This is a genomic window from Oceanispirochaeta sp. M1 (genome assembly GCF_003346715.1).
In the GTDB taxonomy this organism is placed as follows: Bacteria; Spirochaetota; Spirochaetia; order DSM-2461; family DSM-2461; genus Oceanispirochaeta.
The window spans coordinates 76,783-90,082 of sequence record NZ_QQPQ01000013.1 but is presented as its reverse complement, the minus strand read 5'-3'; the positions used below and the strand labels follow the sequence as shown (position 1 = coordinate 90,082).

At 43.3% G+C, this 13,300-nt stretch carries 13 protein-coding genes; 6 read left to right on the top strand and 7 right to left on the bottom strand.

The window, feature by feature from the left end:
- Positions 1-78: 78 nt before the first annotated feature.
- Together DV872_RS11240 and DV872_RS11235 are read left to right on the top strand one after the other, a co-directional pair.
- Positions 79-1,179, top strand: coding sequence for a DUF4349 domain-containing protein (locus tag DV872_RS11240; protein ID WP_158546926.1), 1,101 nt, complete (start codon positions 79-81; stop codon positions 1,177-1,179).
- Entirely contained in the window at positions 1,176-2,147 is a 972-nt protein-coding gene (locus tag DV872_RS11235; protein ID WP_114630027.1) for a DUF4349 domain-containing protein, read from the top strand. Before DV872_RS11240 ends, DV872_RS11235 begins: the two co-directional genes overlap by 4 nt.
- A gap of 58 nt (positions 2,148-2,205) precedes the next feature.
- Here the strand turns inward: DV872_RS11235 and DV872_RS11230 are convergent, their stop codons facing one another.
- Positions 2,206-3,117, bottom strand: a complete 912-nt coding sequence (locus DV872_RS11230) for a hypothetical protein (RefSeq protein ID WP_114630026.1) — start codon at positions 3,115-3,117, stop codon at positions 2,206-2,208.
- A 409-nt stretch (positions 3,118-3,526) separates the two neighbouring features.
- Between DV872_RS11230 and DV872_RS11225 the strand changes: the two genes are divergently transcribed.
- Complete coding sequence (locus DV872_RS11225; RefSeq protein WP_114630025.1) at positions 3,527-5,185, top strand: diphosphate--fructose-6-phosphate 1-phosphotransferase; 1,659 nt, start codon at positions 3,527-3,529, stop codon at positions 5,183-5,185.
- A 152-nt stretch (positions 5,186-5,337) separates the two neighbouring features.
- Here DV872_RS11225 and DV872_RS11220 read toward each other — a convergent pair whose 3' ends face one another.
- The 3 genes from DV872_RS11220 to DV872_RS11210 all read right to left on the bottom strand — a co-directional run bounded on the left by DV872_RS11220 (position 5,338) and on the right by DV872_RS11210 (position 8,550).
- A complete protein-coding gene (locus DV872_RS11220; RefSeq protein ID WP_114630024.1) occupies positions 5,338-6,363 on the bottom strand; it encodes a hypothetical protein in 1,026 nt (341 codons plus the stop codon).
- Between the two features lie 167 nt (positions 6,364-6,530).
- Positions 6,531-7,862: a HAMP domain-containing sensor histidine kinase gene (locus tag DV872_RS11215; RefSeq protein WP_114630023.1), complete on the bottom strand. Its 1,332-nt coding sequence runs from the start codon at positions 7,860-7,862 to the stop codon at positions 6,531-6,533.
- Positions 7,855-8,550, bottom strand: a complete 696-nt coding sequence (locus tag DV872_RS11210) for a response regulator transcription factor (protein ID WP_147283152.1) — start codon at positions 8,548-8,550, stop codon at positions 7,855-7,857. Before DV872_RS11210 ends, DV872_RS11215 begins: the two co-directional genes overlap by 8 nt.
- A gap of 165 nt (positions 8,551-8,715) precedes the next feature.
- Here DV872_RS11210 and DV872_RS11205 point away from each other — a divergent pair, with 165 nt between their 5' ends.
- A complete protein-coding gene (locus tag DV872_RS11205; RefSeq protein WP_114630021.1) occupies positions 8,716-9,147 on the top strand; it encodes a MarR family winged helix-turn-helix transcriptional regulator in 432 nt (143 codons plus the stop codon).
- Between the two features lie 2 nt (positions 9,148-9,149).
- Positions 9,150-10,061 carry a pirin family protein gene (locus DV872_RS11200; RefSeq protein ID WP_114630020.1) on the top strand — a complete coding sequence of 304 codons (912 nt, stop codon included), beginning with the start codon at positions 9,150-9,152 and terminating at the stop codon, positions 10,059-10,061.
- Between the two features lie 41 nt (positions 10,062-10,102).
- Here the strand turns inward: DV872_RS11200 and DV872_RS11195 are convergent, their stop codons facing one another.
- Positions 10,103-11,797: a glycoside hydrolase family 9 protein gene (locus tag DV872_RS11195; protein WP_114630019.1), complete on the bottom strand. Its 1,695-nt coding sequence runs from the start codon at positions 11,795-11,797 to the stop codon at positions 10,103-10,105.
- On the bottom strand, positions 11,797-12,162 hold the full coding sequence (locus tag DV872_RS11190; protein ID WP_114630018.1) for a hypothetical protein: 366 nt from the start codon (positions 12,160-12,162) through the stop codon (positions 11,797-11,799). Before DV872_RS11190 ends, DV872_RS11195 begins: the two co-directional genes overlap by 1 nt.
- 152 nt (positions 12,163-12,314) lie before the next feature.
- Between DV872_RS11190 and DV872_RS11185 the strand changes: the two genes are divergently transcribed.
- Positions 12,315-12,800 (top strand): cytidine/deoxycytidylate deaminase family protein, encoded by a 486-nt coding sequence (locus tag DV872_RS11185; protein ID WP_114630017.1) that lies wholly within the window; start codon positions 12,315-12,317, stop codon positions 12,798-12,800.
- Positions 12,801-12,864: 64 nt separating this feature from the next.
- Here the strand turns inward: DV872_RS11185 and yhbY are convergent, their stop codons facing one another.
- A complete protein-coding gene (yhbY, locus tag DV872_RS11180) occupies positions 12,865-13,170 on the bottom strand; it encodes a ribosome assembly RNA-binding protein YhbY (protein ID WP_114630016.1) in 306 nt (101 codons plus the stop codon).
- Positions 13,171-13,300: the final 130 nt, after the last annotated feature.

The window sequence follows — 13,300 nt, the reverse complement described above, 5'->3', positions numbered from 1 at the left end:
TCCGATTTGTAACCTCCGGAAGAGGGATGTATATTTAATACTATGAACAAACACAGAATAACCTTTTATTTTTTAGTATTGATCCTGATACTGAGCTGCAGCTCGGGAAGCAGAGAAGCTGATTTAGCTTATACGGCAGCGGAAGCCCCGAGAGCAATGATGAAATCGGAAGCTGCCTCTATGGAGCCTGAACCGCTGATGGTAAGCAATGAAGACAGTCTGTCAGATTCAACTGTCCCCTCAGAAACAGCTGATGAAGATCCGGGACGTAAAAGGATATACAACGGCAGTATAGGTCTTATTGTTGATAAGCCTGAAGACAGCCGAAAGGCTCTTGAAAAACTGACACTCAGTACAGGGGGCTATGTGGAAAGCTCCTACAGTGATTATATGATACTGCGTATACCGGCAGCGTTGTTCCGTACAACCTTTAAAGAGATCCTTGGAATGGGAAAAGTAAGTCATCAGGAGATCAGCACATGGGATGTAACCGAACAGTTTGCCGATTCTCAACAGCGCCTGACTACCGCCATGCAGACCAGAGAACGTCTTTATGCCCTACTGAACAAGAGCAGTGATGCCGAGGAGAGAGCCCGGATACTGAGGGAGATAGGACGTCTCAGCGAAGAGATAGAATCCATCAGGCAGCAGTTAAGTATGATGGAAAACAGAATTGCCTACTCCAGAATTTCCGTGTCCCTTGAGGCCAGACTCGATGAAGGCTACGGCCGCTATGATATCCCCTTTGACTGGATTGCCTCTCTTGATCCTCTTTATCCTGTTTCAGACCGGCTGAAAGCCTCGGTAAAGCTTAATCCCGGAGATAATTTTGCAGTCTTTGAAAAAGAAAAAAGTTATATTGCCGAGGATGCGGAAGGAACAACTCTGTTTATCAGCAGTGTTGATAATGAACCGCGGGGTGATGCCTCATTCTGGCAGAAAGCTCTGGAGTTTCATCTATCTGAATACTATGAGAGCGCCGAGGATGTCAGTATAAACATTGGAGATAAAGAGTTTAAGGGGATTCACTTTATCAGTAAGGACAGAGAGCCATATCAATTTATAGTGGCAGTTTTTGCAGATGGAAAGACACTCCACATCCTTGAAATATTCACTCCCGGGGGAAACAAGGACCTCTCCTCTCTGATGAAAGACCTTGAAGAAGGAGAAATAAGATGAAAAGATCTGGATACCTCCTTTTATTGATAATCATTCTTTCTACTCCCCTGTTTTCTGATGATAAGCTCTATCATGAAATAACTGCCCAGCTACTTGTAAAGGACAGGCAGAAGGCATCGGAGAATCTCAGTGACTGGGCTGAAGCCCAGGGTGGATATTTCACCATCCGCTCACTGGACAGGCTGACACTCAGGATTCCGGATACATCACTGAAGGAATTAAAAGACCTTCTTGAAAAAGAATCTGAAGAGATACTTGATTTGTCTCAGAATGCCTTTGATCTTAGAGAAAACATTCTGATGAGCCAGTCATATCTGGATGCCAGGGAAGAACTTCTTGCCAGAAATATGGAATATCTTGATAAATCTGATTTTGAGGGAACCCTCACCCTTGAGATGGAGATCAGGAGATTGATGCAGGAGATTGACAGTCTCAGGGGAGTACTCAGGAAGTACGATAATGACACAAAATATGCCCGTGTAGATCTGAACATATCCTTTAAGAACCAAACCCTTCCGGAAGGGAGAGATTCCCGTTTTGACTGGATAAATGAAGTGGATTTTTTCTACTACATCAACAGCCCTTCAGAACTGTCCGGAGGGATGGGCAACGGACCTTCCCTTCCTCTGCCCGAAGGTTTTGCCCTGGCAGATAAAAAGCCCTGGTTTCAGGCACTCTCTCCCGAAGCCGTACATCTCCGGTTGAAAGAGGTAAAAAATTATCCTGAACAGAATGAATCCTTCTGGAAAAAAGCACTTTTCACTCACCTGGAGGGACTTGGTTATATTCCCCTGGATAATGACAGATCCCTGAGCCTTGATGACAAAGCTCCCTTTCAGATAAAAAGCTGGGGAGTTCCTCTGGGGCGGAAAGACTATATCTATATAACAGGACTTCGCATGAATAAGGATAAAATTGAAATCCTTGAAATTGCGGGTGAAGCGGAGTATGTCCGCAGTTATTTTTAAAGAAAAAAATCCCCGGGTAATCCCGGGGAGAGTTAAGATTTAAGATTTAAGAAAAACATCAATCGTAGGGATCAGAATCCCAGTCCTTGGATTTATCATCTGAAGGTTTTTTAGTCTTGCTGCTGCCGCTGCTGCCGCTATCGGTAGATCCTCCAATACTTCCGCCGCTGCTGCTGCTTGACCCACTGCCGCTGCTTCCGCTTTTACCACTGTCTGCAACGGAGCCGGTACTGCTTGTTCTGCCCATTGTGCTGAATGAAACCATGATCATAGGGGAAAAGCTGAAGGCTTTTCCGGCACCGTATGTCAGACCATCATCATCCATATTACTCACTTTAGAGAAAAAGTCATAAGACATATCAAGACCGAACATCAGTCCCATTTTCTCAGCGAACTGCCAGTTCAATCTGGTAATACTGCCGATTCCGACACCGACTCCAGTTAGAGTTTCGTAGGCCCAATCACTACTGGGCATAATACCTATTCCAAGATGAGCACCCACTCCCATCAACAGGGAGAGACTTGGTACAAATTGGAAATTGAATCCGGGCCCCATAATCATCTGAGCTCCAAATCCGGTTCCATAATCGTATAGACTTAAATCTTCTTCATCCACAAGAAAACCATCTTGTTCCTCGGTATAGGTTGGAGCTGACAGGATCAAAACGTTGATATCATAGAGAAAACCGAATGTGAATGGATCTGATTTCTTTGTTGAATATGAAGTGAGATTCAAATTGAATCCCGGAGACTTCACCTTCTCGACTAAGCCGTCAACATCATTAAAATCCTTATAGTCATCTGTATAACCAAGCTTATAGTTGGTCTGACTGTACCCCACACCTACAGCGGTAATAGAGTTACGACCGGTTGAGCTGGCTTCTCCTCCACCTGCGTCCTGCTGTCCCCCTGCAAAAGAAGTACCCCCAGACAGAGCCAGCAGTAGAAAAAATCCAATTATCCTTTTCATTTGTTTCTCCTGATAAAATTTCAACAATAATACACTCACTTTAATCCTCAGCATTTTCGACCTCTTTTAGAACAACAGGATTGTTCACTAATGCTGATAATCTTTACATTTTAATAATTCATAAGTGATTAGTATTATTGTAATACCAAAAATGATCAATTAAAACATGTTTCCCTCAAAAAAAGTTCCTGAGAGTGAAAAAAAAGTCCTGACAGCTCCTAAAACAATGCTTGATCCAACCCTCTCTCATCTTGACTCTGAGCCCTAAAATCCGTATAAACATACATACAATTTCCACTGGAAAAACAAAGCTGAACAGCTATTATAAAGTGTTTTGCGGCTTTGTATAACCTCATATATAAACGAGTACCTCAAGGAACTCTGAACATGAACAAGGAGAAATATCCAAATGAGTAATTTATCATCTCTTCAGAAGGCACGTTATGCCTATCAGCCCAAACTGCCTGCCGTACTGCAGGGAGACATTAAAAACATCACCTGTGAAATGGGTGAACCTACAGAATCCGTAGCAGATCAGACAGAAGTGAAAGGACTTTTCACTAAAACCTACGGCAATCCAATTGCCCGCTTTGTTAAGGGAAGCAATCCCAAAGCAGGAGAAAAGATCAATCTCGGTGTAATTCTTTCCGGTGGTCAGGCTCCCGGTGGTCACAATGTAATTGCCGGTCTATATGACGGTCTGAAAAAATCCAACCCCGAATCAAAACTCTATGGTTTCCTTGGTGGACCCGCAGGAATCATGAACAGCAAACTCGTTGAAATCGATGATGCCATGATGGATGCCTTCAGAAATACCGGAGGATTCGATATCATAGGTTCCGGCCGTGATAAACTGGAATCAGAAGAGCAGTTTGAGATGTCTCTGGCAACCTGCCGGAAATATGACATCAGCGGTGTAGTAATCATCGGTGGTGACGACTCGAATACCAACGGTGCCGTTCTGGCCGAGTATTTTGCTGCAAAAGATTCGGGTGTCACAGTAGTCGGCTGTCCCAAGACAATCGATGGAGACCTGAAAAACGAATACATCGAGACTTCATTCGGATTCGATACAGCGACCAAAACCTATTCAGAACTTATCGGAAACATTGAAAAAGATTCAAATTCCGCTAAAAAATACTGGCACTTTATTAAATTGATGGGAAGAAGTGCTTCTCATATTGCTCTGGAATGTGCTCTCCAGACTCAGCCCAATGTCTGCATCATCTCTGAAGAAGTTGAAGAGAAGAAAATGACACTGGCACAGGTAGTGGATCAGATCACATCAGTTGTTATGAAGAGAGCCGAAAAGGGCATGAACTTCGGTGTTGCCCTGATTCCTGAAGGTCTTATTGAGTTTATCCCCGAAGTGGGAGCACTGATTGCCGAACTCAACGACAAGATGGCACACCATGTAGATTACTTTTCCACTCTCAAGACTCTTGAAGAGCAGCAGGAATGGCTGAATCAGCAGCTGAGCAAGGATTCATCCTATGTATTCTCCTCACTGCCCCGCTCCATTCAGGAACAGCTTCTTATGGACAGAGATCCCCATGGAAACGTACAGGTATCCAGAATTGAAACTGAAAAACTTCTTATAGAAATGGTCGGGCATAAGCTGGAGCAGATGAAAGTAGAGGGAAAGTTCGCAGGAAAATTTTCTGCACTGGCTCACTTCTTCGGATATGAAGGACGCTGTGCTTTCCCTTCCAACTTTGACTCAGATTACTGCTATGCTCTTGGTTTCTCAGCATTTATCCTGATGAGCCACGGACTGACCGGCTATATCTCCAATGTTGCCGATCTTCAGAAATCCGCCGACCAGTGGGTTCCCGGAGGATGTCCTCTTACCATGATGATGAATATGGAACAGAGACATGGATCTATGAAACCCGTTATCAGGAAGGCTCTTGTAGAGCTTGATGGTGCACCCTTCAAGGCCTTTGCAGCTAACAGAGATGCATGGGCTGTTGAAACTGCCTTTATCTTTCCCGGTGCCATTCAGTACTACGGTCCCACAGAAGTATGTGACCAGCCTACTGAAACACTGAAGCATGAAAAGGCATAAACTCATAATTCTTTAATACATCAGGGCTGCCTCACAGCTATGGGGCAGCCCCTATTTATTTATAAATAGTAAATACTCGAATGGGCTAAAAAAAAGCCGCCTCATCGATGATGAAGCGGCCCTGATATATTTTCAGATCAATTTATATTGATTTAGAAAGAGGCGGAAACAGCCATGAAGAAACTATCATCTACAATGTCTCCAAGGGCGTTGAATCCACTTCCTTTGGTAACATAACCGGCATAGGCGGTTACATCTCCGGCGAAAGTATAAGAAGTGGAGAGTTCATAACCGACCATGTCATCTGCATCCAGGTTTTCAAGATCCTTCAAAAGAAGGGCTCCATATACCTTGAAGGCATCAGTAATAGCATAGTTGGCATCAAAACCGAGTCCATAGGGATTAACATCTGCATCGGAGTAACCCATGAAGGCAATACCCATATCTGTATTGGGTACAATAGGTGTTCTGGCAGACACACCGTATCTGGTAGCTTCAGCATCGGTATTGTATTCAGCACCCGCACCAAAGGAAACAACATCCATTGCAGCTACAAAGTCTGCACCGATTGCATTATATATACCATCAGCCAGGACATCATCTCCAATCACAGTGCAATATACTTCTGCACTGACGATTCCGAAAGTTCCATTGATATTAGCGTACATATTCTGAACACCATCAACCAGGTTGGGATCAAGACCATACTCAACATTGATCATATCAAGAATATTCAGAGTAACTCCGACATATCCGCTTGTGGCGGTTTCTGCATTGATTACATCATAGGTACTGTAACCTGTGATATCTCCAAGGAAGTTATTTGCGCTGTAGCTGGAACGTCCAAAGAGCATGGAAACACCAACGGGAGAATCAACACCCATGGCTCCTGTTACATTTAAGTCCATGTAAACATCACTGATAAAATCGGCATCCAGAAAATCATGACCGGTCATACTGTTTGTGATGTTGGTAAAATCCATACCAAAAATTACAGAAGCATTGCCATTTGCAGCAGTTCCTGTGAAATACAGGTCTCCTGTATCGAATACATTCTCATAAACATCATCAGACGTATTGAAACCGTAGGCAAATTCACCGGATATGGAAACCTCGGCAAAGACAGGGGCTGCAAGAAGTGCCAGAACAGCTAAAACAACTAAAATTTTACCTTTCATTAATATAAACTCCATAATTATTTTTTATTCACAGGAAACCCTGTGTCATTAAAATCATATTAGGAGGGCTAATTGTCAGTGATATGAAGTGAATATAGATAATCATTTCAGGAATAAGGAGAAACATCGCAAGGCTGTTGCACTATATCTTCACAAAGTAGTGATTCTTAATTTCGATGATTTTGGGGGATAGAGAGTGAGAAAAGAACATGGTCTTCTTCTAAATTTTGGACCCTTAGATCACCATTATGCTTTCTGGCTATCAATTGAGCGATGGGAAGTCCCAGACCGCTTCCATTGTGTCCTTTACTCCAGTAACGGGTCAGAACATGGGGGAGCTCATCTTCAGAAATATGACCGTCATTGATCAGATCAATTTGTACCTCATCATTTTCCACATATATCTTAAATGAGATTTCTTCACCACTTCCATGCTGTATGGCATTACTGATGAGATTTCCAACAGCTCTGAGGAGAAGATTGAAATCTGCAGTAAAAACTGAAACCTTTATATCTGTTTTCATGACCTTACCAGCCTCTTCAGCAATAGGACTGAAACGATCAATCAGTGTATTAACAAGCTGGGTAGATCTGATTTCCTGGGGAGAATAATAGACATTATCATCCACCAGCCTGTATACTTCCGCCATATTATCAATCAAGCTGTTTAGGAATCCCAATTCGCCATAGAGATGAGAGAATCTTTCCTCACTCAGCTCAAGTACTCCCATTTCCACTGATTCCAGTTGAGTATACAACCCTGCCAAGGGACTCTTCAAATCATGAGTCAGCTCCTGTACTCGACGGATCTGACGCTTCTCTTTTTCTATAATCTGCTTTTGCAGATGACAGGCTACACTGGCAATTTTCTGACTTTCTATTGTTACTCCCTGGGGAATATCAACATCCCTTTCTCCATGAGCCAGACGAATGAGAGCTGCTGAAATTTTCTTCGAATCATCAGCAAGTTTTGATGAAAAAATGAAAGCAAATGCCATTGCCAGAGGAATACTGAGCAGGATCATAAAAACATTGTATCTGATATAGGAATTTATCCACTGCAGCTTGGGACGCTGGAGTTGAAGGGGTTTGGGATAAGGTAGCAGTTCAAAATGAAAAACCTCCCCATTATCCTTTTCAACTGTTTTATAGGGTATGGTGAATCGCCTGCGAAGCAGCTCTTCATCCTCCTCAAGAATCTCTTTACCCATGGTATGTTTCAGGACTCCATGATTATCATAAAATTTAATACTTTGAACCTGAGGATAATACTGAGTGAGAAGAAATCCATCATCCAGTTTATCAATAGAAAAGCTGCTCATATGTTCATGAATACCAAAGAGCATACGCAGTTGATCCGCACTCTCTTCCAACTCATTTGAAACAATCTGGTTAACTGTATGAATGGCAAATTTTATAATTATGAGGCTTTGCACCAGAACAAAAAAGGTAATAAGGAGTACCAGATTCGTAAATATTCGTGTAAAAGTTTTACGCAAGGGCAGGTTCTCCGGTAAAGCGAAAACCGAAACTTCTGACCGCAACTATCCAATCAGGGTTTTCAAGCTTACTTCTGATGTTTTTTACATGTGAGTCAATTGTCTTGGGACTGAGCTCTCCAGTCACAAAATGAAGGTTTTTCTGAATCTGTTCTCTCGATAAAATAGCACCTTCATGAAGAATCAGGGTTGAAAGGATCTCCCATTCCATTGTAGTGAGATGAATATCAACACCATTAAGACTCAGTTTATGTGTTATTTCTGCATATTCTATTGTATCCGGTCCAAGGACCCATTTTTGCTTCTGAACGGCACTGCTGCCGTCAGGATTGGCTCTTTTCAAAATTGCCTTAACCCTCATAATGAGTTCTTTCAATGAAAAAGGCTTGGTTATATAATCCAGAGCTCCCAGTTCAAGACCTGTAATTCGATCTGATTCTTCATTTTGACTGCTCAGGAAGAGGAAAGGTATATTTTTACCCCTCAGATGATCCCTGCTGAAAAAGAAACCGTTACCATCGGGCAGGGAGATATCAATAATTGCAAGATTGGGTATAAAATGTTCCAGAGCTTCTTTTGCCTCTGCACATGAAGCACAGGAAAAGGCTTCATAGTCATTCAGTTTGAGATAGTTTTCAACGGATTCACGAATTGAATCACTGTCCTCAAGAATCAAGATCTTTTCCATATAAATGATATTCACATATTTCAAAAAATATAACTATGAAACCCTGTGAAGATTTAGAGTAGAAAAGTGTAGATTCCGTGTATGGAATTGCTCAGTGAGTAATTCAATATATAAAACTATGGATTCTCCTTGTTTTTTATCTCTACATAGAGATATAATATATATATGACTGAAAAAGAAATGAATCTTAAACTCATAATTGTCCTGGGCAGGATGACTAAATCCATGGAAAAGGCGTTGACACCTCAAATAAGCAATAGTGGAATAACAATGACTCAATTTGCTGTTCTGGAAGCCCTCTACCACAAAGGACCACTCACAGTAAATGAGATCATTGAAACGACTCTTTCATCCAGTGGAAATATGGGAGTTGTGATCAGGAACCTTGAAAAAGCTGGATCTGTTAAAAAAGCTGTCTCAGAACAGGACAAAAGAAGCAGAAAAATAAGTCTGACAAATAAGGGAGAAGACCTTATAGCAGCTCTTTTCCCGGAACATGTAAAAGATATCATGAGGGCTTTTAAGGGTCTGGATATTTCTGAGAAGTCAGCACTCATCGAACTTGTTAAAAAGCTTGGAAAAAGCATAGGAGAATAATGATGTCTCTCAGACCAATACGAAAGATAATAAAACCCCAACAGGTAGTTGATGGGGCTGGTGTTAGTATAAACAGAGTATTTGGAAACCATGAAGTGGAGCTTACAGATCCCTTTCTATTGCTGGACCATCTGATCAATGATGATCCTGATAATAGGATGGCCGGTTTTCCATGGCATCCTCACAGGGGAATAGAGACAATAAGCTATATCCTTGAAGGAGGTCTTCAACATGAAGACAGCATGGGGAATAAGGGGGATTTAAAATCCGGTGATGTGCAGTGGATGACCGCCGGAAGCGGTATTATTCATCAGGAAATGCCCCTACCCGGTGCCCCCAATATATTCCATGGATTCCAGCTTTGGGCAAACCTCCCTTCTGCAGATAAAATGATGGATCCAAGATACCAGGATATTCCGGCTGGAGAGATACCGGAGCTGACAGAGGATGACGGGAGTCATGCCCGTATTATTACGGGTAATTTCTGGGGAAAGACCGGTCCTGTTACGGGCATAGTGACAAATCCCAGTTATATCGACCTCTCAATCCCACCCAATACAGAGAGATCCATAAAAATTGATATAGAACAGAATGCATTTGCCTATATATTTCATGGTTCAGCTGTTTTCAGAACTGCTTCAGAACCTCAAGCTGTAATGACCGAGTATGTGAATGAGTCGGGTACAGCTGAGGCCATTCCTTCTCTGGCTGTTGAGAACCGTCATCTGGTACTCTTTGACAGAGGAGATGAGATACGATTAAGAACAGGAGAAGAGGGCGTTCGTTTCCTTCTTATTTCCGGTCAGCCCCTCAAGGAACCGGTTGCCTGGCACGGCCCTATCGTGATGAACACAAATGAAGAACTGTACAAGGCATTTGAAGAGTACAGAAACGGCAGCTTCCTGAAGCATTGAATCAGAAGCATTGAATCAGAAGCTGAACCATCTGTAAGCCCCTAAAGCCCCTTCTCACGCAGAAGACTGCTCAGCATCAGAAACCAGGCGGCATGGGGTATCCACTGCTCTCCCCAGCGCCATGAATTATCTCCGGGATTGCCTTCCAGCTCAGGTTGAAAGGCAATATCCTTCTCATCATCAAAGCCCGATGTGATACCGTTAGCCACTCCTCCGGGAAGATTATAGTAATCACCCTCATATTCGGGACTGCCGGCTCCCCAGCCGTCAATCATGGAAACATTGAAAGGATTAAGACCCAGCTGCCAGTCAAGTACTGACAGAGCCAGCTTGCTGTTCTGCTGCAGCCTCTCAGAGTTGTCGGACTCCCCGTAAAGGAGAGCGGCTCCAAGGGAGCTGATTCGGCTGTTCTCACCCTGCCACCAGTATCCTGAAGGATTCTCATGGGGATAAAACCACTTATATTCGGCCTTCTCACATCCTTCCACCCAGTGTCTTGGATAGTAAAAAGGATCGGGATCGGCCAGAAGACTGTCAGCGAGAAAAGACAATGCCTTGTTCAGCATATTTTCAGCATCTGTTTTGGCTTGTCCTTCAAGAAACTCCAGGGAAGCCTTGACTGCGATAATTAAAAGTCCCTCATCGGAAGCATGATAATAAGGAATTTTCTCTTCAGGAATGACAAACCACCATCCTTCATTATCATTAAATGAATGGAAGGCAGAAAGAATTTTTCGGGACCAGTATGAGATATCCTCTCTGTATTTTTCATTCCTGCCGGCCCGGTATAACTCCAGGGAAGCTGAGAGAGCACAGTACCAGTCGATAAGGTTCTCCCCGCCCTTCTCGAGAACTTCCCTATTATGCTCCTTCAGGAATGAGTATCCCGACTCAGCAGCTTTCAAGTAGGATTCCTTTCTCTCTCCTTCAGAGAGTACTGCGGCAGAAGCCAGAGCGGCACAGGCCATCCCTCCTCCTTCCCGGAACCCGGCTTTCATTGTAGAAAGACGTTCACCATTCTGGGTTTTATAGGAACAGAGCATACGTGCCTCGGGGTCCTTGCTCCATTGATCAAACAATATTTTATAAAACCAGCCCTCTTCATGCTGCATCTTAAGGAGGAAGTCTGCACCATGATTCATCTCAAACTGAACCCAGCGGCGGAAGTTATCCCCTGCCCAGAGATGAGCATTGTCGTAACGTCTGATAAGATCAGAAAGTATCCAGACCACAAGTGGTGTCTGCTGGGGATTCATTCTCTCTGCATAGGAGAGGTGACTCAGATACTTGCTTGTATCTCCTGAGGCATCATACCAACCGCCACTTGCATCCCGTCTCTCATTGCTTTCCCAGACAGGAACATCCCTGTCGGCCTCATCATATATGCCGTCACTCCGCATGGTCTTGAAATAGACCAGCAGATCAGAAAGATCTTTCTCGGCTATCAGCTCGCTGCTTACAGTAAAGTTTTCAGAGAATTCTGATTCTCCATTATCTTTCATGCCTGAGATGCGGTAACGCCCCGGTTCCAAAGGACCGGAAAAACTGAGTTTTTGAAAATATCTGTTCTTCCAGCCGGGAACGGTCTCCATGGAACTAATTTCAAAATTGGCCGCAGCTATTCCAGTGAAGGCATCAACCAGACCTGCCTCTTTGAGACTGCCGCTGCTGTCACTCTGATAAACTGCCCTGATACCGCTGCTCCTGGAGCAACCTTTCTGATTAACATGAATCATCAGTCAAATGCTCCGGCATCCACAACATTCTGCATCACATAGGTAACGATATCCATATCCATTTCCATAGCCCATCCGTTAACCAGATCTTTTACGTATCTCCAGTCATTCATCTCCAGGTTGTTGAAACCGTCGTCATAGTTCATCTGAAACAGGTCTACCATGTCAGAAAATCTGACATAGTGGGAATCTTCGAGATCCTTTCTGTCCAGAACATGATCAAAGAGATCAAGAGACAGATCTTCAGGCTGTCCCATGCTCTTTGTAAACAGTTCTTTTAGCTCATTAATAAGTTCAGGACTGTTTTCAAAATTATATTTTTTCCTCAGCTTTTTACAGCTTTGCTCGAATTCATTTGTATTCATATAAGGCCTCCTGCCACTCCCACTATACCCCCGGAATCATTATAGAAAAAGAGGGTTATTCAGAATTTGATTTTCCTACTATAATTAACAACGCTTCAATAACATATGTCTTGAAGCCATGTACTGTAATTTAAGAAACAGGAGGGAAGATCTTGTCTGATTATATAAGACCCAGTTGGGATGATTATTTTATGGAAGTCTGTGAAGCCATCTCCAAGAGAGCTACATGTGACAGAGGAAGAAGCGGCTGTGTTATTGCCAGGGACAGACAGATTCTGGTAACCGGATATGTAGGAGCTCCTCCCGGACTGCCCCATTGTGATGAAGCGGGACATCAGTTCAAGACTATGATCCACGAAGACGGCCATGAGAGTCAGCACTGTGTCAGGACTGTCCATGCAGAACAGAATGCCATCTGCCAGGCAGCCAAAAGAGGTGTGTCTCTGGATGGTGCAACACTCTACTGCCGGATGACCCCCTGCCGGACATGCTGTATGCTGATTATCAGCTGCGGTATTAAACGGATAGTCTGTGAAAGACAGTATCATGCAGGTGCCGAGTCGGAAGAGATGTTTAAAATGGCGGGAATAAGCCTGGAATATAAATTCGAAGAGATTCAGGAATACGAAAAACAGTAAAATCTGCTCCGGGAGTATATTGCTCCCGGAACATTCAGATAATGAAATAGATCAGAGCTGCTGATCAGCCCTTGGGAACGTGGTAGATTCTTTTATCATGTTCTTTCTGATAACGGTAGAAAACAGCCATATTGCCGATAATCCTGACCAGATGAGATTCTGTTTTTTCAGCCAGCTCTTCAGCCAGCTCTCGTCTTGTTTCCTTATGGTCAATAAATTTGACCTTAATCATTTCATGGTTTTCCAGCTCGGCATCAACCGCCTTGATAACAGCTTCTGTAAGACCGTTACCACCGATCATTACCACAGGCTTAAGACTGTGGGCTTTTTTACTGAGGTAGCTGCGCTGAAATCCTTTTAAAGCTTCCATAATTAATAACTCCTGATGCTGACACCCTTTCCGGGACTGATTCAGCCTCAAGGACTATGCCATGAAAGGGAATAAATGCAAAGCCCTACAGACTTTAGTCTAAGATTTTAAACATAAATTTACAAAAAAG

What these genes read in the sequence shown, in the direction of transcription:
- DV872_RS11230 (WP_114630026.1), bottom strand. Translation starts at nt 3,117, where the DNA reads ATGAAAAGGATAATTGGATTTTTTCTACTGCTGGCTCTGTCTGGGGGT.
- DV872_RS11210 (WP_147283152.1), bottom strand. Translation starts at nt 8,550, where the DNA reads ATGGAAAAGATCTTGATTCTTGAGGACAGTGATTCAATTCGTGAATCC.
- DV872_RS11205 (WP_114630021.1), top strand. Translation starts at nt 8,716, where the DNA reads ATGACTGAAAAAGAAATGAATCTTAAACTCATAATTGTCCTGGGCAGG.
- DV872_RS11195 (WP_114630019.1), bottom strand. Translation starts at nt 11,797, where the DNA reads ATGATTCATGTTAATCAGAAAGGTTGCTCCAGGAGCAGCGGTATCAGG.
- DV872_RS11220 (WP_114630024.1), bottom strand. Translation starts at nt 6,363, where the DNA reads ATGAAAGGTAAAATTTTAGTTGTTTTAGCTGTTCTGGCACTTCTTGCA.
- DV872_RS11200 (WP_114630020.1), top strand. Translation starts at nt 9,150, where the DNA reads ATGTCTCTCAGACCAATACGAAAGATAATAAAACCCCAACAGGTAGTT.
- DV872_RS11225 (WP_114630025.1), top strand. Translation starts at nt 3,527, where the DNA reads ATGAGTAATTTATCATCTCTTCAGAAGGCACGTTATGCCTATCAGCCC.
- yhbY (WP_114630016.1), bottom strand. Translation starts at nt 13,170, where the DNA reads ATGGAAGCTTTAAAAGGATTTCAGCGCAGCTACCTCAGTAAAAAAGCC.
- DV872_RS11190 (WP_114630018.1), bottom strand. Translation starts at nt 12,162, where the DNA reads ATGAATACAAATGAATTCGAGCAAAGCTGTAAAAAGCTGAGGAAAAAA.
- DV872_RS11235 (WP_114630027.1), top strand. Translation starts at nt 1,176, where the DNA reads ATGAAAAGATCTGGATACCTCCTTTTATTGATAATCATTCTTTCTACT.